The sequence below is a fragment of the Micropruina sonneratiae genome, assembly GCF_025972045.1.
Classification (GTDB): domain Bacteria; phylum Actinomycetota; class Actinomycetes; order Propionibacteriales; family Propionibacteriaceae; genus Micropruina; species Micropruina sonneratiae.
The window spans coordinates 972,464-991,318 of sequence record NZ_JAPDHX010000001.1 but is presented as its reverse complement, the minus strand read 5'-3'; the positions used below and the strand labels follow the sequence as shown (position 1 = coordinate 991,318).

The window sequence follows — 18,855 nt, the reverse complement described above, 5'->3', positions numbered from 1 at the left end:
CGCCACCTTCGGGCGGATGCCGAACGGACACGCGAAGCTGGGACGTGGACGCCCACCGATCGGCCGGCCCGGGCCGGGGAGAGCGAACGTGGCGGCCCGGAGGGCTCAACCGCCGACGTGCACCAGGGGACGCCGGGCGGGATCCGGTTCGGCGACCCGGAGGATCTCATGGGTCAACGGGGGGATGTCGCCGCCCCCGCCGATCAGGAACAGCATCGCGTTCTCCGCCGGACCACGCTCCGACCAGGCGAAATAGATGTGCGGCGGTACCGCAGTCTGGCGGGCGACCTCGAGCATGATCGCCGCCAGCGTGTTCGGCACCGCCACTCCCCTGGCGCGCAGCACGGCGTGCCGGCCGACGAGCTCGCCACCGACCACCACGTCGCCGGAGAACTCGCTGGCGTCCGCGACCGCCACCTCGAGGAAGATGGCCGGGTCGTTGGCGCCCAGGTGCGTCGCGGCCCGGACGTCGTAGTCCTTCTCGTCGTACTCGGCCCGGTCGCCGGCGTCCAGCTTGTTGGCGATGAAGCGCAGCGGCCCCGGATGGGCCGCCGCCCAGCGAGCGAAGATCGCCTCTGCCTGCGGTTCGAGGATGACCCGTTTGACTCTCAGCTCGGTGCTGCGGCTGATCCGCGACAATACCGAGAAGAAGATGATGGTGCCGATGAAGATGGCCGCGATCCACAACCCCTCGGGCCGTTCGCTGATCGTGACCACGCTGGTGTAGACGAAGATCAGCGTCACCACCAGGAAGCCGACGGCCGCCCCCCGGTGCCGGCGCCGCGCCTCGGTCAGGAAGACCGCGAACGCCGCCGACGACATCAGGGCCAGCACGCCGGTGGCGTACGCCCCCGCCTGCCGGTCGACGCTGGCCTGAAACACGATCGTGACCACCGCCGCCACCAGGGTGAACAGCACGACCAGCGGCCGGGTCGAACGCGCCCACTCCGGCGCCATCCCGTAGCGGGGCAGGTAGCGCGGGACGATGTTGAGCAGTCCCGCCATCGCCGACGCGCCGGCGAACCACAGGATGCCGATCGTCGCCACGTCGTAGACGGTGCCGAAGCCCTCACCGAGCCGTTCGTGCGCCAGGAACGCCAACGCCCTGCCGTTCGCGCCGCCGGCGGGCTTGCCCATGATGATCGTGGTGGCGCTGCCGGCGTCCACCTCGACCACCGACATCTGCACCGTCTCGCCGCCGGCGTCCACGCCGATCGTGTAGCTGCCGCTGCGGCCGCCCGGCACCGGCACGGTGAGCACGATGCCGGGCCGCTCCTGGGCGTCCATCGGCATGTCCATGGTGACCAGCCCGGCGTCGAGGTCGGCGGTGTTCACGGTCCGGGTGATGCTCGTGCTCGGCCAGAACTCGGCCGCGGGAATGAGCAGGGTGGTGACGGTGGCCGACCCGAGCAGCATCACGCTCATGATCGCCGCCGCGCACGTCAGCAGCTTCTTGGCGTTGCGGATCCGTCCTCTCGGCGCGGCGGGGGTGTCGCCGGGGTCGCCCTTGACCAGCGGCATCACCACCACCCCGGTCTCGAAGCCGGACAGCCCCAGCGCCAACGCCGGGAAGACGAGCATGGCCGCGGCCAGCATCAGCACCGGGGAACCGAACGAGTTCTGCAGCCCGGCCCACCAGTTGGCGAGCCGCTCCGGGTGCCCGAAGACGTCCGTGAGTCCGTTGCCGATCACCACGGCGCTGAGCCCGAGATAAGCCACGACCAGGACCACCGCCACCCCGATCGCTTCCGAGAAGCCGATCAGGAACACCACTGCCAGCAGGGCGATCAGCCCCAGGGTGATGGCCACGTTCTGGCCGTGCAGGGCTTCGGCCAGCAGCGGGTTCTCGACCAGGTGCGCCGCGGCGTCCGCGCCGGACAGCGTCATGGTGATCACGAAACCGGTCGCCACGAAGCCGAGCAGGCACAGCACCAGCAGCTTGCTGGGCCAGTAGGTGAGCAGCCGCTCCAGCATCGACAGCGACCCGTCGCCGTGCGGCGACTCCTCGGCCACCCGTCGGTACATCGGCAGCGCACCGACCAGGGTCACCCCCACCAGCACCAACGTCGCGATCGGTGACAGCGCGCCCGCGGCCAGCGCCGCGATGCCCGGCTGGTAGCCCAGGGTCGAGAAGTAGTCGACGCCGGTCAGGCACATCACCCGCCACCAGGGCTGCACGTGGTGACGTTCGGCCGCCTCACGGGCGTCCTCGTAGTATCCCTCCGCCTCCTCGGAGTCCTGCTGCAGGAACCAGCGGCGGAAGTGGGTGTCGCGGGGTGCGCGAGCGCGGCTCACGAGGCTCGACACTAGACCTCGCGACCCCCCGCGGTAAGCCCCTCGCGCTACGGATGCACCAGCCGTCGAGGACGCGTCAGCTGGTCTGCGCCGAACCGCTCAGCGGCCACAGCCGCAGATCCCAGCCCAGGTCGACCTCGGCCCCGGGCCGGACCCCGGCCGCCTCGAAGAGCGCCCGCCACTCGCCGACGGTGCGGACGCCCGATCCGAACGCGACCCGCAGCTTGAGGTCGAGTTCGGCGTCGTGGTCGTGCAGTTCGTCGACGTACAGCGTCCGTTCGACCAGTACCAGCTCGGCGCCGGCGTCCGCAGCCCGGGCCGCGAGTCCGGCCAGCCGTTCGGCCGCGGCATCGTCGGGCAGCTGGTCGAGGGCCTGGACGGCGAGCAACGCCGAGCTGGTCAGCTGCTCGGGCGGGGCGATCGAGACCGTAACGGACAACCCGGGGTGGACGTCCAGGAGCGAGCCGGCGGTCTCGGGCGCCCCGGCCCCGGTGACGGTGACGGCCGCGTGGCCCGCCCAGTTCCAGTGCTGCACGATCGACGGCGCATACCAGGTCGCCTCGTCGCCGCGCAGATCGCGCAGTCCCTGGGCCAGCGCGGGCAGCGCGGCCAGGGCATCGCCGGCGCCGGTGACGGCGCCGGTGCGCAGATGCTCGACCAGGGCGGGCGCGGTCAGTTCGACCAGTGCGCCTGGCCCGCCGAGGCCCAGTTTGCGTTCGAGATCGTCGTCGTCGGCCAGTTCGAGTCCCAGCTCGGCCAGCGCGTAGTCGTCCCCGTCGAGCCGCAGCACCTCGATCGCCGCCAGGTACCGCAGCAGCGCGGTGGTCGCCGCCGGCTGCAGGCCGAGGTCGGCGGCGAGGGCGGCGGCGGTGGCGGAACCGGCGTCCAGCCGCTGGATCACGCCGAGGGTGACCGCCGCACGCACCGCGGCCGGGGCCGTGGTTTCGAGCAGGGCGTGCAACCGGGCACGGGTGTCGTCGGGAGCCACGGTCTCGGTGCCCGTCGTCTCGTCGACCAGCACCGGCCGGCGCCGCCAGTAACCCACCACCTCCAGGCAGTCCGGGGGTACCTCGCGGTCGTACTTGAGGTGCGCGCGGATGGGCTTCAGGGTGAGAGCCTCGCCGGCGACCCAGCAGTACGGCCGACCCTGCCACCACTGCGCGGCCCGGATCGCCTGTTCGAGCACGTCGCTGGTGCCGGGTTCGGCGGCGCCGCGGTGCACCCAGGTGAGCTGCACGCCGGGATGGCAGGCCAGGCCGGGCATGGGCACCTCGTGCGCGGCGTCGGCGACCTCGACGAACACCTGCGCTCGAGCGTCGGGGGGCAGGTCGTCGATCAGTCGGCCGATGGCCGGCAGGGCCGTTTCGTCGCCGCCGATGAGTAGCCAGTCGACGTCGTCGGGCAGCAGCGCGGACGCCTTCGGCCCGGCGATCCAGGCCGAATCGCCGGGCCGCACCCGCTCGACCCAGGTGGCGGCCGGACCGGTGCCGTGCCGGACGAACTCCAGGTCGAGCTCGCCGGCGTCGGGGTCCCAGCGGCGCGGGGTGTAGTCCTTGCCCGCCGAACTGCCCGACCAGTCCAGGTGCCCTTCCACCTGCCGCGGCGGCCTGATCTCGGACTCGCCCAGGTCGGGCACGATGATCTTCACGTGGTCGTCGAAGCCCTCGTTGCGCAGCGCGGGGACGGCGATCCCGTCGGCAGTGGTGAAGGCCCCCAGTTGGTCGCCGGTCAGGGTGATCCGGCGCAGACCCGGGGTGACGTCGACCACGTTCGACACCGTCAGGGCACGGACGTTGATCGGGAAGGTGAGCAGCTGTCGTCGGGTTCTCGGCACGACCTCGACCCTAGAGCGGACGCCGCGCGGACAGTCCAACCCATCGACCAGCCGGTTTCAGTCACCGCCTCGACGCTGAGACCCTCCGGCATGCGGCGGGACCGACCGGACGCCGAGCGGGCGCTGGCTTCGACGCCTCGGCGTCCGGCTTGGACCGGCGCCATCGGCACGCACCTAGCGTTGCCGCGGTGAGCTCTCCCCCACCGGCCACCGGTCCCGCCCTGCTGCGCTACTGCCTGAGCGGTGCCCGCGCCGATCTGCTGGCCTCGATCGGGTCGGCGTTCGTGCGCCAGCTCGCCTTCCTGTCCGTGCCGTGGATCCTGGGTCGCGCCGTGCAGGCCATGGCCGACGGCGACGGCGACGGCGCCGCCCTGGCGGCCAACTGGGTGCGGCCGACCCGCAGGCCGAGCCCGGCGGCGGCGTCCTCACCGAGCCCGACGATGTTCACGCTGCGGGCGAGCGGCAACGCGGCGAGCAGGCCGACCAGCAGGAAGGGCAACACCTCGGCCAGCACCGACGAGCGGCCGGTCACCAGCAGCGTCGTCACCGAGGCCAGGCAGGCGGCCACCGCCGCGCCCGCCAGCACCAGGCCGAGCGTCGGGTCAGGTCGAACAGCACGATGGCCAGCACCACCGGCGACGCCGGAGCGGGTGCCGATCAGGTACACCAGGGCCGCGGTCACGAACAGCGCAGCACCGACCTCGACGCCGAGTTCGGGGCGTGGGGGCCCGAGCCGCACGTGCACGCCGAGCGCCTGCTCGTGTACGCGCCGCTGGGTCATGCGGTGGTCTGGGCCGAGGGACGTGCGCACCACCTGAGCGCCAGCGTCGCGCCTTCGACGCCGACCGCCTACTGGCGCCGGTGCTGTTCGAGGCGTCCCGGTTCTCGCTGCCCGAAACCCAGTGCACCGAGGTGGTGATCACCGAGCGACGGCGACGGATGCTGCTCGCGCACCTCCGGGAGCGGCTGGACGACGCCGAGGCCGGCCGGGAGCTGTTCGACGAGCTGGTCGGCGACGCCGGACAGGTCCCGCTGCCGATCCCGACCAGTACCGTGCCGCACGCCGTGGCCGGGGTGCTGCTGGCGTCGCCGGACGACCCGCGCACCGTCACCCAGTGGGCGGAGACGTTCTACACGAGCCCGACCAGCCTGCGCCGCGCCTTCCTGGCCGAGACCGGGCTGACCTTCTCGGAGTGGCGGACGCGGGCCCGGATCAACGCCTCGGTGGAGCTGCTGGCTCGTGACGGCAAGGTGTCGGTGGTCGCCCAACAGGTCGGTTTCACCAGCGCGAACGGGTTCATCCTGGCGTTCCGTCGCTATTCGGGGTGACCCCGAAGGTGTACGCCTCGGGCTGGCCGCCTGAGCGTCATCCGGACCGAGGGGACGGTTCTCCCGGTCCGCGCCCGGACCGAGGGAACCGTCCCCACAGTCCACCTCTGGACCGCCGGAACCTTTCCCACGGTCCGCCGTGATCGTCAGGCGTCCGGCAGCAGGTCGGGACGCCGCTCGCGGGTCCGCTCGACGGCGCGCTCCCGGCGCCAGGTCGCCACCTGCGCGTGATGCCCGGACAGCAGTACGTCGGGGACGTCCAGCCCGCGCCAGGTCTCCGGCTTGGTGTAGACCGGGTACTCCAGCAAGTTGTCCTGGCCGGGCGCGTGCGACTCCTCGATCAGCGACTCGGGGTTGCCGATGACGCCGGGCAGCAGCCTCACCACAGCCTCGATGATCGCCAGGGCAGCCACCTCGCCGCCGTTGAGCACGTAGTCACCGAGGCTGACCTCGGCGGTGCGCATCCGCGACGCCGCATGCTCGACGACGCGGGCGTCGATGCCCTCGTAGCGTCCGCAGGCGAAGATCAGCCGACGCTCGGCGGCCCACTCGGCGGCGATGGCCTGGTTGAACGGCGTCCCGGACGGCGTGGGCACGATCAGCACCGGCTGGTCGTGCTCGACCTCGGGCTGGGCGAGCAGTTCATCCAGGGCCTCACCCCACGGCTCGGGCTTCATCACCATGCCGGGGCCCCCACCGTAGGGGGTGTCGTCGACGGTGCGGTGCCGGTCGTGCGTCCAGCGCCGCAGGTCGTGCACCGCGATGTCGAGCAGGCCCTTGTTGATCGCCTTGCCGACCAGCGACAGCTGCAGTGGCGCGAAGTACTCGGGAAAGATGGTGACGACGTCGAGCTTCATGGGGTCTCCTCGAACAGTCCGGGCAGGTCGACCACCTCGACGAAGCCGCCGGCCAGATCGACCACCGGCACCAGGGCCGACACGAACGGCACCAGGAAGTCGCCGGACGGCGTCCGCACGGTGAGCAGGTCCTGCGCCGGGTTGTGCACGATCGAGGCTATCCGGCCAACGTCGGCGCCGCCGACCCGCACCGCCAACCCGACCAGCGCGGCGTCGTGGAAGTCGCCCTCGGCGTCCTCGCCGGGCTCGACGCTCGCCCACAACTCGGTGCCGCGCAGCGTCTCGGCCCGGGACCGGTCGGTGTAGCCACGAAAACTGACCAGCAGGACGTCTCCCTGCCAGTGACTCGCGACCACCTCGAGGCTCGCGCCGCCCGCTTCGCCCGTGTTCAGGGTCGCGCCGGGCGCGAAGCGCTCGTCGGGGTAGTCACTGGACAACCGGACCGTCAGGTCGCCGCGCAGGCCGTGGGGGCGACCGATGGTGCCGACCAGCACCTCGACGCTGTCGCTCATGACGTCCTCCTGGAATGCCGGACGCCCCCGAGCGAGCTCAGGGGCGTCCGATCGATCGATGGTTCAGCGGCGGCGGGAACGCTGGCGCCGGTCGACGTCGACGAAATCGACGCGGATCGTCTCACGCCCGGCGAGGGCGCCGACGACGGTGCGCAGAGCGCTGGCCGTGCGGCCCTGGCGACCGATCACCTTGCCGATGTCCTCGGGGTGGACGCGGACCTCGAGGGTCCGCGGCCGGCGCCGGTCGGAGTCGGAGACCCGGACGTCGTCGGGGTTGGACACCAGTCCGCGGACCAGGTGCTCCAACGCGTCGGCGATCATCAGGCCTCGTCGGTGGTCTCGGCCTCGGCCTCGTCAGCCTCGGCGGCCTTCTTCTTGCCGGTGCTGATCGCGGCCGTCGAGGGCTGATCGTCGGCCTCGGCCAGCGCGGCGTTGAACCGGGCGACCTTGTCGGCCTTCTCGGGCTGCGGGTCGATGCCCTCCGGCGAGGCGTCGCCGGTGAACTTCTGCCAGTCGCCGGAGCGCTTCAGGATGGCGACGACGGCCTCGGTGGGCTGGGCGCCGACACCGAGCCAGTACTGGGCCCGCTCGGAGTTGATCTGGATGACCGACGGGTCGCTCTTCGGCTGGTAGAGGCCGATCTCCTCGATCGCCCGGCCGTCGCGCTTGGTGCGCGAGTCCATGACGACGATGCGGTAGTGCGGGGAGCGGATCTTGCCGAGCCGCTTCAGACGAATCTTGGTAGCCACGTGTGTGGAGTTCTCCTGTGGGAAAGCCTGGGCAACGACTGCCAGGCTGGACGGGTGAAGCCAGCCCCCACTGTGGGGAATGGGCACGGGCCTCGGGTGAATCGCACGGACCGGCGTTGAGAGGGCACCGGACGCGGACGACGCGCCTGACATTGTGCCAGAACGGGCCCGCAATCCGCGAACCGGGCGGCTGGGCGCACTGCGCGGAGCAGTCTCCGACGCCCGCCCACCGACGCTATCTCGTCACCTGGGGCGGCGCCGGTCCTCCGCGCTCGCCCAACTACTGAGCGCTCGCCAACCTTCGCGAGCGCTCGGTGGTTGGGAGGGCGGGGGGCGGGCACGGTCGGCCACCAGCCGTCCACGCCATACCCGCGGCCGCAACCCCTCGGCTATCCTGCCGCCAGCCCATCGGGGGGAGGTCGGCGATGGCGCAGTGGGACGCCTTCATCTCCTACGCGCGTTCGGCGTCCACCCTGGAGGCGCAGAAGCTGCAAACCGCGATCCAGACCTTCGCCAAGCCGTGGTACCGGCTGCGGACCGTACGGGTGTTCCGCGACGACTCGTCGATGTCGGCCAACCCCGGGCTGTGGTCCACGATCGAAGAGGGCCTGCGTGAGGCGCGCTGGCTGGTGGTGCTGCTCTCCCCCGCCGCGGCGCGCTCCGAGTACGTCGCCAACGAGATCGGATGGTGGCTGCGGCACAAGGACGCCGCCGGCATCCTGCTGGTGCACGACGAGGGGACGCTGGGCTGGGACCGCGTCCGCAACGACTTCTCCGCGGCCACCGACTGCGTGCCCGCTCCGCTGCGCGGCGCGTTCCGGGAGGAGCCGCGGTGGACGGACCTGAGCTGGTTCGACGCGCCGGGGTCGTCGGGGCCGTCCGACCCGCGGTTCAAGGAAAAGGTCGCCGACCTGGCCTCGGCGATCCGCGGCATCCCCCGCGACGAGCTGCTGGGTGAGGACGTCGCCCAGCACAAGCGCAGCTGGCGGCTGGCCCGGGCGGCCATCGGGACCCTGTCGCTGCTGCTGATCGCCGCGATCGTGGCGAGCGTCCTGGCCATCGCCCAACGCAACGAAGTGCTGCGACAGGCGAACGCGTTGCTGGCGAGACAACTGGGCGCCACGTCGGATTCGCTGCTCAGCCGGGACCTGCGCCGCGCCCAGCTGCTGGCCGCTCAGGCCTACCGCACCGACCCGACGGCGGAGACCAGGGCCGCGCTGCTCAGGGCCGGCCTGGCGAGCCCGGCGCTGCGCCGGTTCCTGACCTTCCCGGCCGCGATCACCAGCGTCGAGTCATCCGGCAGCGGGCGGTTCGTCGCGGTCGGGCTTGCCGACGGACAGGTGTTCAGCTGGGACGTCGCCGCCGCCGCACCGATCGCCCGGTTCACGATGCCGCAGAGAATCCGCCAGGTCGGGATCAGTGACGACGGCACGATCGTGGCCGCCGTCGACGGCACCGGCGTCTACGTCGCGACCGGCGACCAGCTCGGCAGTGTCGCCCTACCCGAGGGCCAGCAACCGCAGTTGGTCGCCGTCAACCCGGCCGGCTCCGGGATCATCGTGGCCAGTACCGGTGAGTCGTCGATGGTGACGCTGGTCGACCTGGCGGCCCGCAGCCAACGCACCGTGCCCGACCCGGCCGAGGCGGACAACAACAGCACGCTGACGCTGCAGTTCATCGGGAACGATCAGGTGCTGCTCGCCGGTCCCCACTCCGAGACCCGGAGCTTTCCAGCCTTCGACCTGCTGGCCGAGGGCGTCATCTTCTACGGCGCCCGCCCGATTGCCGGCCGGATCTCCGCAGACGGCCGCTTCGCCACCGCCACGAACGGGTCCAGTGAGGTGCGAGTGTGGCGCGTGCATACCGACCAGGATGAACCGGAGCGCTACGCGGTCGTGCCGATGGCCAATGAGACCGCATCCGCGCTGAACCACGACGGCACCCTGCTGGCGGTCGCCGATGCGTCCGGCATCCACCTGGCCAAGGTCCGCGCCACCAGCGATCCCGCGGGTTACGGCCACTCGGCCGACCCGCCCCGGGTCTTCGTCGGCACCACCGAGGTCAATGCAGGGGGCCTGCTGTTCCTCGGCCGGTACGCTCGTCTCGTTGCCGCGTCCGGTTCGGACCTGAGCCTGTGGGACCCGGACGCGATCGGCCGGTCGTCGGCGATGGCGCCGCTCGACCTGGCCGGCTCCTGCACGGCCTGCGGGTCGCCGACGGTGGCGGTGTCGCCGGACGGCACGACGATGGCGGTGCGCGACGGCGAGCGGAGCAGGCTCAGCATCGGCGGCGTGCCGGGGCGCTCAGGCTTCCTCCTGGCCGAGTACCACCCGAGTGAGTTGGTCGGGGAGTTCGCCCCGCCGGTGTGGCTGCCGGACGGGACGGTCCTGCTGGTCACCCCGGGCGCGTCCGAGGGCACCCTGCGCGGTGTCCTGCCCGGTCTGCCCGACGGCGTGGTCGGCTGGGCGATCGGGCGTCCGGATGACCGGATCGTGAACCTGCGGGTCTCCGGCGACCAGAACACCGTGCTGGTCGTCGGAGCGGACGGCCACATCGGGCGTTACGAGCTCCGGACCGGCGCACTGCTGGCCGAGGTGACGGTTCCGCCGGGAGAGGCGAACTGGTTCGACGCGGCGATCAGCGAGGACCTGGCGAGCGTCGCGTTCACCCCGCAGGACGGCCTGACCGGGGTGCGGGTGGTCGACGCGGCCACGGGAGCGGACCGGTTCACGCTGGCCGAGCCCGGTCAGGACGTCAGCCGGACGCTGTTCGCCCGGGGTTCGCTGTGGGTCCGACAGAACTCGGGAACCATCGAACGCCGCGACCCACTCACCGGGGCTCTGCAGCGGCAGCTGCCGGGCCGCTTCACCGTGCAGACCACGGGTGCGATGTCCGAGGCGGACGGTCTGGTGGCCATCCCCACCGATCTCGGCATCGCACTGTACGACGCAGCGGCCGAGACGCTGCTGGGGACGGTGGCGCTACCCGCGGGTTGGGAGGCCGTCCGGCACGGGGTGACGCTGAGCCCGGACGCGTCCGCGCTGGTCATGGTGTTCGAGGCGAAGGGCGACGACAGCGCGTCCGGCCGCGCCGTGTCGACCCGGCTTGACCCGGAGTCGCTGGTCGCCACCGCCTGCCGCACCTCGGGCGGGAACCTCAGCGCCGACGACTGGCGCACCCTGGTCGGCGGTGCGGTGCCGGAGGACTTGTCCTGCCGCTGACCCGATCGCCGGCCGAGCCTGGCGTCGGTCGATCCTGCCGATCATGCCCTTGCGAACAGGAGGCGGTCGTTCTCTGCAACGCCGACTACTGGCAGGAACCGAAGCTACTTTCGTGTTGTGACATGAAAGCAGTCGCCCTTCTCGAAACCAGTGGGCGTTGCTGAGAACGACCTGCCGGGACTCGGGGTGGTGTGGCGTCAGGCCAGCCCCTGGGACCCGGCGCAGATTCGGGGCAGGCCGGGGAGGAGTGTTGCGGGTAGGGCCTGTCGAGACCCGGATGACGCAGGCCGCCCTCACTCGCCTGGTTCGACGAGCTCAAGCCCCAGCCAGTCGGCGAGCGCCACGATCTCGGCCCGGACGTCGTGCTCGGCCGCGCGGGACCAGTCGGTGTCGCGGTGCACGGCGTTCACGTTCAGCACGCCCTTCTTGCGGTCGGCCTTGGCGTCCAGCTTCCCGATGAGTTCGTCGCCGCGCAGGATCGGCAGGGCGAAATACCCCCAGCGTCGCTTGGCTGCCGGCTTGTACATCTCGAGCACGTACTCGAAGCCGAAGATGGCCTCGGCGCGGGCGCGGTCGAAGACCAGCCGGTCGAACGGCGACAGCAGCACGGTGCGGCCCTCGAACGGGCGGCCGAGCTCGGCCAATCCCACCGGGTCGACCCGCCAGACGCCGTCCACGCCCTCCACCACCGCAGGTTCGCCGGCGGCGCCGACGTCCATCCGCTCCAGCGGCACCTCGGTCTGTTTGCTGCGGGCGAGCCCGAGCGCTCCCAGCCGTCGTTCGCTGCGGCGGGCGTCCACCTCGGCGTCCGGGACCTGTTCGGTGGCCGGGTACCAGCGCTCGGCGAGCTCCCACAGTCGTTCGCGGCCCCGGCGGCCGGCGATCGCGACCTCACCCAGCCGCACCAGGATCTCGAGCATCTGCGTGACGTTGCGGTTGTTGGTCCAGCCGGTCGAACCCCAGGCCTGCTGCGCGGTGTCGGGGATCTCACCGGTCGGCACCGGGCCGCGCTCGGCGATCAGGGCGATCACGTCGTGGTGGAACCGCTCGTTGGCGGCCATCCAGTCGCGCGTCTGCTGGTACTTCAGTGGACGCCGCATGATCGCCCGGTACAGCGACAGGTCTGCGGCCGAGCGGTACATGCCGTCGTATTCGAAGACGCTCCGGACGTCCTCGAACGCCTCGACCAGGTGTGCCGGTTCGTAGCCTGCCCCCAGCCGGCTGTACAGGATGTGGTCCTCGCTGGGGGCGATGGCGTTGGTGGGGTCGATGTTGAGCACGGTGAGTTCGTCGACGACCTCGGCCACCAGGGCCGGGCGTTCGGCGTCCAGCAACTGCGCGCGGACGGCGATCCGGCGCGCGTCGGTCCGGCTCAACCGGTGCGGTTCCATGCGTCGACGCTAGGGGACGGTTCCATTGCAGGCCACCCGGGTCAGGACGCCGCCGAACCGCCCACGACGCGACCGTTGAGGATGATCAGCACCGGTTCGCGGACCACCGAGATGTTCGTGCGGGGGTCGTCGGCGAAGACCACGATGTCGGCCGGCGCGCCCTCCTCGATGCCCGGGTGACCCAGCCAGCGACGCGCGTTCCAGGACGCAGCGCCCAGGGCGAAGTCGTTGCCCCCCACCTTGGCGAGCAGTTCGATCTCGCCGGCGATCAGCCCGTGCCCGTGGACGCCGCCCGCGTCGGTGCCGGCGAAGACCGGGACGCCTGCGTCCACCGCCTTGCCCATCGTCTCGAACCGTCGCTCGTACAGCGCCATGATGTGGGCGGCGTAGCGCGGGAACTTGGCCTCACCGGCGGCCGCGAACGTCGGGAAGTTCTCCAGGTTGACCATGGTCGGCACCAGCGAGGTGCCGTTCTCGGCCATGGCCGCGATGGTCTCGTCGTCGAGCCCCGTGCCGTGCTCGATGCCGTCGATGCCGGCCTCCACCAGTTCACTCACCGAGCGCTCGTCGAAGCAGTGCGCGGTGACCCGGGCGCCGTGCTCGTGGGCCGCCTCGATGGCCGCCTTCGCCACGTCGACCGGCCACAGCGGAGTCAGGTCGCCGGCGTCCCGGTCGATCCAGTCGCCCACGATCTTGACCCAGCCGTCCCCACGTTCGGCCTGGGTGACCACCTCGTCCACCAGCTCGTCGGGCTCCACCTCCTCGGCGAAGTTCCGCGAGTAGCGCTTGGGGCGGGCGATGTGGCGTCCGGCCCGGATGATCGTGGGCAGGTCCTCACGATCCTGCAGGAAGCGGGTATCGAGTGGGGAACCGGCGTCGCGGATGAGCAGGGTGCCAACCTCGCGGTCGGTGATCGCATGCTGCTCGGCACGCTCTTCGCTCACCGCCCCGTGCGATTCGAGGCCCACGTGACAGTGGGCGTCCACCAGCCCCGGCATGATCCAGCCGTCGGTGGCGATGGTGATCGCGTCGGCGACCGGCTCGAAGCTGATCACCCCGTCGTGCAGCCACAGGTCGCGGTGCTCACCCTCGGGCAGGATCACGCCGGCGAGGTGCAGCCGCTGCGGCGGCCCGGCCGGCACTTCGGCCCGCACGTGGGTGTGGGTGTGCCCGTCGTGGGTGTGGGTCAGCGACGTCAGCGGCCCGAGGCCGGGGGGCATGTCGTGGCTGTGGCTGTGGGTCATGAGTCGATCATGGCACTCGCCAACGGTCCATCCGGGCGGTGCCGGGCGATCCGTCCCGCCTGCGACACCTGGGCCGCCTCGGGTGAAGAAGACGGTGCCCGACCAAGCGTGTTTCGGGCGGCGGCCGGTCCGTAGGGTGAGGGCATGGATCGGGCACGCGTCGCCGCCGCGTGGGCGCAGCGTTTGCGGGTGCCGGCGGAGGACTTCGCCGGCGACGCGGTCACGGTGCGCGAGCGCGAAGGCCTGGACAGTGTGGTGGTCGTCGCCCTCGGCGAGGCGTGGGTGGCGGTCTGCCCGCCCGGGCTTGCTCAGGAGTTGCGGGTGCTGGAACCTGCGGTGCCGGTCGACGCCGACGCATTGGCCTCGGCTCTGGCAGAGGTCGGCTGCGAGCCGATCGGCACCGCCGACCTGTGGTTCAACGGCTCGTGGAACCAGACGGCGACCGCGCCCACGCTGCAGCAGCCGACCCACCCGGCCACCGCGGCCGAGCTCGACGAGCTCCGGGCAGCCTGCTCCGAGGACGACTGGACCGAGAGCGGGTTGGAGTCGATGCCCGAGCTATGGGTCGCGGTGGACGACGACGGCCGGGCGGCGGCCGCTGCGGGGTACGCCGAATGGGGAGACCTGGCCCACCTCGGCGTCCTGGCCGCGCCGGCGTCGCGGGGACGGGGGTTCGCCGACGCCGCGGCCGCGCGGGCGGTGGCCGAGGCGATCGCGTCCGGCAGGCTCGCGCAGTGGCGCTCCCGCGCCGGCAACGCAGCGTCGGCGAGACTGGCCCGCCGGCTCGGCTTCACCCGCGCGGGCGTCCAGGTTGCGGTCCGCGTCTTCGCAACCGACTGAGAGCGGTCGAGGCGCTGTCCAGGGACGGCGAGAACCGTCCCGCCGGTCCGGAAGCGGACCGAAAAGAACCGTCCCCCCGGTCCGCAGGGCCGAGGGGACGGTTCTTGCGGTCCACCTTCTCAGCGCGGACCCTGGTTCTTCTGGTCGAACATCTTCTGTAGGTCGGGCGGAAGCTGGAAGTCGCCGAGCGCCTTGGCCAGATCGGCATCGGACTGCTTGCCCGCACCGACACCGAAGGCGTCCGCCGGGTTCCACTCCTGCTGCTGGGCGGCGGGCGCCGCGGCCGGGCCGGCGGCCCGCTTGGCCGGGTTGCCCGAGACGCCCTTGCCGCGTCCCTTGGCCTTCGCGGGGCGGGCGGGTTGCCGGCGCGGGCCGGGCAGGCCGGGCATGCCCGGCATGCCGCCACCCATCTGCCCGCCCAGCTGCTGCATCATCTTGCGCGCCTCGAAGAAGCGGTTGACCAGGGAGTTCACGTCGGTGACGGTGGTGCCCGATCCCTTGGCGATGCGGCTGCGGCGGGAGCCGTCCAGGATCTTGGGGTTGGCCCGTTCGGCCGGCGTCATCGACTTGATGATCGCCTCGAGCCGATCGATCTCGCGTTCGTCGATGTTGTTGATCTGGTCCTTCATGCCGCCCATCCCGGGCATCATGCCGAGGATCTTGGACAGCGGGCCCATCCGGCGTACCGCCTGCATCTGCTGCAGGAAGTCGTCCAGGCCGAACTCGCCGCGACCCCCGAGCAGCTTCTCGGCCGCCTTGGCGGTCTGCTCGGCGTCGAAGGTCTTCTCGGCCTGCTCGATCAGGGTCAGCACATCGCCCATGCCGAGGATGCGGGAAGCCATCCGGTCGGGGTGGAAGGCGTCGAAGTCCTTCAGGCCCTCGCCGTTGGAGGCGAACATGATCGGCTTGCCGATCACCTTGGCGATGGACAGCGCGGCACCGCCGCGGGCGTCGCCGTCGAGCTTGGTCAGCACCACGCCGTCGAAGCCGACGCCGTCGGCGAACGCCTGGGCCGTGTTGACGGCGTCCTGGCCGATCATGGCGTCGACCACGAACAGCACCTCGTTGGGGTTGACCGCCCCGCGGATGTCGGCGGCCTGCTGCATCAGTTCGGAGTCGATGCCCAGCCGGCCGGCGGTGTCGACGATCACCACGTCGTACAGCTTGCTCATGGCGTGCAGGATCGAGGTCCGGGCCACCTGCACCGGGTCACCGACACCGTTGCCCGGCTCGGGCGCGTAGACGTGGACGCCGGCGCGCTCCCCCACGACCTGCAACTGGTTCACCGCGTTGGGACGCTGCAGGTCGGCGGCCACCAGCAACGGCGAGTGGCCCTGGCCCTTGAGCCACAGGCCGAGCTTGCCGGCCAGCGTCGTCTTGCCGGAACCCTGCAGGCCGGCCAGCATGATCACCGTCGGGGGGCGCTTGGCGAAGCGCAGCGTCCTCGCCTCGCCGCCGAGGATCTCGATCAGTTCCTCGTTGACGATCTTGACGATCTGCTGGCTGGGGTTGAGCGCCTTGTGAATGTCGGCGCCCAGGGCGCGCGCCTTCAGGTTGGCGATGAACTCCTTGACCACGCCGAGGTTGACGTCGGCCTCGAGCAGCGCCAACCGGATCTCACGTGCGGTCGCGTCGATGTCGGCCTCGGAGAGCCTGCTCTTGCCACGCAGGTTCTTGAAGACCTCGGAGAGGCGGTCTTGCAGGGTGTCGAACAACGAAATTCCTCACGCACTCGGGGTACCCGGGACATCCTACCGGCCGTGATCGGGGACGTCGGACTGCCTACACTGGCGCCTGACCGAGCAGGAGGAAACATGTCGCAGCAGTACCCGCCGGCCCCGGGCCAGCCGCCGCACGACGGCTCCGGCCGGGGAGCCTGGGACGCTCCGGGCGACCCGGGCCAACCGGACGCCGGGGCCCAGCCGCCGGCCACCTACCAGGCACCGTACGGGCAGGCACCGTATGGGCAGGCACCGTCCGGCCAGGGCCCGTACGGGCAGAACGTCTATGGCCAGGCACCGTCCGGCCAGGCGCCCTACGGGCAGGACGGCTACGGCCAGACCCCGAACGCAGTTCACGACCCGTACGGCCGGCCTGAACCCGCCGGCCTCGCCGGGCCGACCGGGGACGGCGTCCACTACGGTCAGCAGCCCCCGTCACCGTACGGCCCGGTCGCCCCCTACGGCGCACCCCGGACGCCACCGGGCCGGCCCGTCTGGAAGATCGTGCTGGGCACCATCTTCGCCGCCATCGCAGGGATCATGGCCCTCGCGGCACTCGCCGCCACCGCCAACGGAAACGGTCCCTCACGCGCGGACGCGGCCTACCTGTTCGGCTACGTCGTCGGCCAACTGCTGATGGTCCTGGTCCCGGCCTTCATCGCGTGGCTGCTGCTGCGACGCAGGTGAGCGGCCCGGTCAGCCGACGGGCCGATACGCCACGTAGGTCACCCCGCAGCTGAACCGGCGGCAGTCAATCAGTTCCAGCGACGCCGCATAGCCCTCCGGGAAGAAGCGCCGGCCACGACCCTGCACGGCCGGGTACACGAACATCCGGAACTCGTCGACCAGCCCCTGGGCGATCACCAGGTGCGCCAGGGAGATGCTGCCCGTGAGCACCACGTCGTTGCCGGACAACTGTTTCACCCGGCCGACCTCCTCGACGGGGTCGCCGGCGAGCACGGTGCTGTTGCGCCACTGCGGATCGGCCAGGGTGCTGGAGACCACGAACTTCGCCACCCGGTTCAGCTGCTCCGCGACGCCGGTGGTGTCGCTGCCCACCTGATCGGGCCAGTAGCCCCGGAAATCCTCGAACGTCTGCCTGCCCAGCAGGACGGCATCGCAGGTCTCGTCCTGCCTGCGCTGCTCCGCAGCCAGCTCCTCGTCGGAGACGCTCGGGTCGAACCAGCCGTCGAGCATCTCGACCGCACCGTCGGCGGTCATGTTCTGGGTGATGACCAGTCTCATGGGGCGTCCTTCGTCGCTTGGTGCCGATCGTGGCGCGCGGCGCGGCGCTTCGGCACACCCCGGCGGCCCAGACCACGCCGGTACACCAGGTCGACCGCAGCGAACCGTCGGCCCGAGCGCCGACGGACGGGGATGGAGCGGGCTCAGTCGGTGAGCAGCGCGTCCACGAACTCGGCGGCGTCGAACGGCACCAGGTCGTCGACACCCTCACCGAGGCCGATCAGTTTCACCGGGACGCCGAGCTCGCGCTGCACCTGGACGACGATGCCGCCCTTGGCCGAGCCGTCCAGCTTGGACAGCACGATGCCGGTGATCTGCACCACCTCGGCGAACACGCGGGCCTGGATCAGCCCGTTCTGGCCGGTGGTGGCGTCGATCAGCAGCAGCACCTCGGTGACCGGGGCCAGCTTCTCGATGACCCGCTTGATCTTGCCGAGCTCGTCCATCAGCCCGGTCTTGGTGTGCAGGCGTCCGGCGGTGTCGACGACCACGACGTCGGCGCCCTCGTCGAGGCCGCGTTGCACGGCCTGGTACGCCACGGCGGCTGGGTCTCCGCCCTCGGGGCCGCGGACGGTGGGCACGCCGACCCGGTCGCCCCACGTCTGCAGCTGGTCGGCCGCGGCGGCACGGAACGTGTCGGCGGCACCCAGCACGACGGACTTTCCCTCGGCGACCAGAACCCGGGCCAGCTTGCCGATGGTGGTGGTCTTGCCGGTGCCGTTCACACCCACCACCAGCACGACCCCCGGCTTGCCGTCGGCGCCGTCGACGGCAAGGGTGCGGTCGAAGTCGGGGTTGACCAGCTGCAGCAGTTCCCGGCGCAGCACGTCACGGGCGCGGCCCGCGTCCCCCACCCCTTCGATCGCCAGTTCGCTGCGCAGCGCGTCCACGAGCTCCTGGGTGGGACCGACGCCCAGGTCGGAGGTGATCAGGGTGGCCTCGAAGTCGTCCCAGACCTCGGCGTCCAGCCGGTCCGACGAAAGGATCGACAACAGCCCACGCGCCAGCGGGTTGTTGCTGCCGGCCAGCCGACGACGCAGCCGAGCCATCCGGGTGGTCGGTGCCTCGGGACGCTCCAGCGTGGGCGTCGCCGGTGCGGACGCCGCGGGCTGGTCGGCCGCCGGTTCGCCGGCCGGCTCCGACGGCGCCGGCTCCTCGGGCAACTGCCGGCGCGGCTCCGAGGGGGGCAGCATGCGCCGCCTGGCCAGGAAGATGGTGCCCGCGACGACGATCGCGAAGCCCAGTACACCGATGATCAGAAGCTGAAGCAGATCCACGCCCTCATGCTAGGGGCGATCCGACCGGGCGTTTTCGCGGGCCGCTCCGGTGATCCGTGGCCGAGCCGCTCGGCGGCCACCGGCCTCGCTCGGCGTTACTCCGCGGACTTGGCCGAGGACGCGCTGCGACGCGGGTCGGGCAGCTCCTCGAAGAACTCCACAAGGCCCTGCGGCGGCTCGGCGTCGCCGTTGAGATGCCGCGCGGTCTCGGCCATCACATTGGCCAACTCGGGCACCCTGTCACGGCCGGCGCCCTGCATGCCCATCGCCACGATCGCGACGATGCCGATGGCGATGGCGAGAATGACCACCATCACGAGTAGGGCGACTGCCACGGGTA

At 71.5% G+C, this 18,855-nt stretch carries 17 protein-coding genes; 4 read left to right on the top strand and 13 right to left on the bottom strand.

Features of this window, described 5'->3' with window-relative positions; all coding sequences use genetic code 11:
- Positions 1 to 105 precede the first annotated feature (105 nt).
- From OIE40_RS04940 to OIE40_RS04930, 3 genes are all read right to left on the bottom strand, one after another.
- Positions 106 to 2,157 (bottom strand): APC family permease, encoded by a 2,052-nt coding sequence (locus tag OIE40_RS04940; RefSeq protein ID WP_413774464.1) that lies wholly within the window; start codon positions 2,155 to 2,157, stop codon positions 106 to 108.
- A 214-nt stretch (positions 2,158 to 2,371) separates the two neighbouring features.
- A complete protein-coding gene (locus OIE40_RS04935; protein ID WP_264700568.1) occupies positions 2,372 to 4,129 on the bottom strand; it encodes a siderophore-interacting protein in 1,758 nt (585 codons plus the stop codon).
- A 229-nt stretch (positions 4,130 to 4,358) separates the two neighbouring features.
- Positions 4,359 to 4,910, bottom strand: a complete 552-nt coding sequence (locus tag OIE40_RS04930; protein WP_264700566.1) for a hypothetical protein — start codon at positions 4,908 to 4,910, stop codon at positions 4,359 to 4,361.
- Between the two features lie 80 nt (positions 4,911 to 4,990).
- Between OIE40_RS04930 and OIE40_RS04925 the strand changes: the two genes are divergently transcribed.
- Complete coding sequence (locus OIE40_RS04925; protein WP_264700565.1) at positions 4,991 to 5,458, top strand: helix-turn-helix transcriptional regulator; 468 nt, start codon at positions 4,991 to 4,993, stop codon at positions 5,456 to 5,458.
- Between the two features lie 146 nt (positions 5,459 to 5,604).
- On the opposite strand, the gene trmD is transcribed toward OIE40_RS04925, so the two are convergent.
- From trmD to rpsP, 4 genes are all read right to left on the bottom strand, one after another.
- Positions 5,605 to 6,315: a tRNA (guanosine(37)-N1)-methyltransferase TrmD gene (trmD, locus tag OIE40_RS04920; protein WP_264700563.1), complete on the bottom strand. Its 711-nt coding sequence runs from the start codon at positions 6,313 to 6,315 to the stop codon at positions 5,605 to 5,607.
- On the bottom strand, positions 6,312 to 6,827 hold the full coding sequence (gene rimM, locus OIE40_RS04915; protein ID WP_264700561.1) for a ribosome maturation factor RimM: 516 nt from the start codon (positions 6,825 to 6,827) through the stop codon (positions 6,312 to 6,314). Before rimM ends, trmD begins: the two co-directional genes overlap by 4 nt.
- Before the next feature lie 63 nt (positions 6,828 to 6,890).
- Positions 6,891 to 7,148: an RNA-binding protein gene (locus OIE40_RS04910; protein WP_264700559.1), complete on the bottom strand. Its 258-nt coding sequence runs from the start codon at positions 7,146 to 7,148 to the stop codon at positions 6,891 to 6,893.
- Positions 7,148 to 7,576, bottom strand: a complete 429-nt coding sequence (gene rpsP / locus OIE40_RS04905) for a 30S ribosomal protein S16 (protein ID WP_264700557.1) — start codon at positions 7,574 to 7,576, stop codon at positions 7,148 to 7,150. Before rpsP ends, OIE40_RS04910 begins: the two co-directional genes overlap by 1 nt.
- 425 nt (positions 7,577 to 8,001) lie before the next feature.
- Here rpsP and OIE40_RS04900 point away from each other — a divergent pair, with 425 nt between their 5' ends.
- Positions 8,002 to 10,797 carry a TIR domain-containing protein gene (locus tag OIE40_RS04900; RefSeq protein WP_264700556.1) on the top strand — a complete coding sequence of 932 codons (2,796 nt, stop codon included), beginning with the start codon at positions 8,002 to 8,004 and terminating at the stop codon, positions 10,795 to 10,797.
- A gap of 293 nt (positions 10,798 to 11,090) precedes the next feature.
- On the opposite strand, the gene OIE40_RS04895 is transcribed toward OIE40_RS04900, so the two are convergent.
- Both OIE40_RS04895 and OIE40_RS04890 read right to left on the bottom strand, forming a co-directional pair.
- Positions 11,091 to 12,188 carry a DNA glycosylase AlkZ-like family protein gene (locus OIE40_RS04895; RefSeq protein ID WP_264700554.1) on the bottom strand — a complete coding sequence of 366 codons (1,098 nt, stop codon included), beginning with the start codon at positions 12,186 to 12,188 and terminating at the stop codon, positions 11,091 to 11,093.
- 41 nt (positions 12,189 to 12,229) lie between these two features.
- A complete protein-coding gene (locus OIE40_RS04890) occupies positions 12,230 to 13,432 on the bottom strand; it encodes an amidohydrolase family protein (RefSeq protein WP_264700553.1) in 1,203 nt (400 codons plus the stop codon).
- A gap of 144 nt (positions 13,433 to 13,576) precedes the next feature.
- Here OIE40_RS04890 and OIE40_RS04885 point away from each other — a divergent pair, with 144 nt between their 5' ends.
- A complete protein-coding gene (locus OIE40_RS04885; protein ID WP_264700552.1) occupies positions 13,577 to 14,272 on the top strand; it encodes a GNAT family N-acetyltransferase in 696 nt (231 codons plus the stop codon).
- A 119-nt stretch (positions 14,273 to 14,391) separates the two neighbouring features.
- Here the strand turns inward: OIE40_RS04885 and ffh are convergent, their stop codons facing one another.
- Positions 14,392 to 15,987, bottom strand: coding sequence for a signal recognition particle protein (gene ffh / locus OIE40_RS04880; RefSeq protein ID WP_264700550.1), 1,596 nt, complete (start codon positions 15,985 to 15,987; stop codon positions 14,392 to 14,394).
- Positions 15,988 to 16,086: 99 nt separating this feature from the next.
- On the opposite strand from ffh, the gene OIE40_RS04875 reads away from it, so the two are divergent.
- Positions 16,087 to 16,680 (top strand): hypothetical protein, encoded by a 594-nt coding sequence (locus OIE40_RS04875; protein WP_264700548.1) that lies wholly within the window; start codon positions 16,087 to 16,089, stop codon positions 16,678 to 16,680.
- A 9-nt stretch (positions 16,681 to 16,689) separates the two neighbouring features.
- On the opposite strand, the gene OIE40_RS04870 is transcribed toward OIE40_RS04875, so the two are convergent.
- The 3 genes from OIE40_RS04870 to OIE40_RS04860 form a co-directional block, all read right to left on the bottom strand.
- Positions 16,690 to 17,238 carry a dihydrofolate reductase family protein gene (locus OIE40_RS04870; protein ID WP_264700547.1) on the bottom strand — a complete coding sequence of 183 codons (549 nt, stop codon included), beginning with the start codon at positions 17,236 to 17,238 and terminating at the stop codon, positions 16,690 to 16,692.
- 143 nt (positions 17,239 to 17,381) lie between these two features.
- Positions 17,382 to 18,515, bottom strand: a complete 1,134-nt coding sequence (ftsY, locus tag OIE40_RS04865) for a signal recognition particle-docking protein FtsY (protein WP_264700545.1) — start codon at positions 18,513 to 18,515, stop codon at positions 17,382 to 17,384.
- A gap of 95 nt (positions 18,516 to 18,610) precedes the next feature.
- The gene (locus OIE40_RS04860) at positions 18,611 to 18,850 is read right to left on the bottom strand and encodes a hypothetical protein (protein WP_264700544.1); all 240 of its coding nucleotides are present in this window, start codon (positions 18,848 to 18,850) and stop codon (positions 18,611 to 18,613) included.
- Between the last annotated feature and the right edge of the window lie 5 nt (positions 18,851 to 18,855).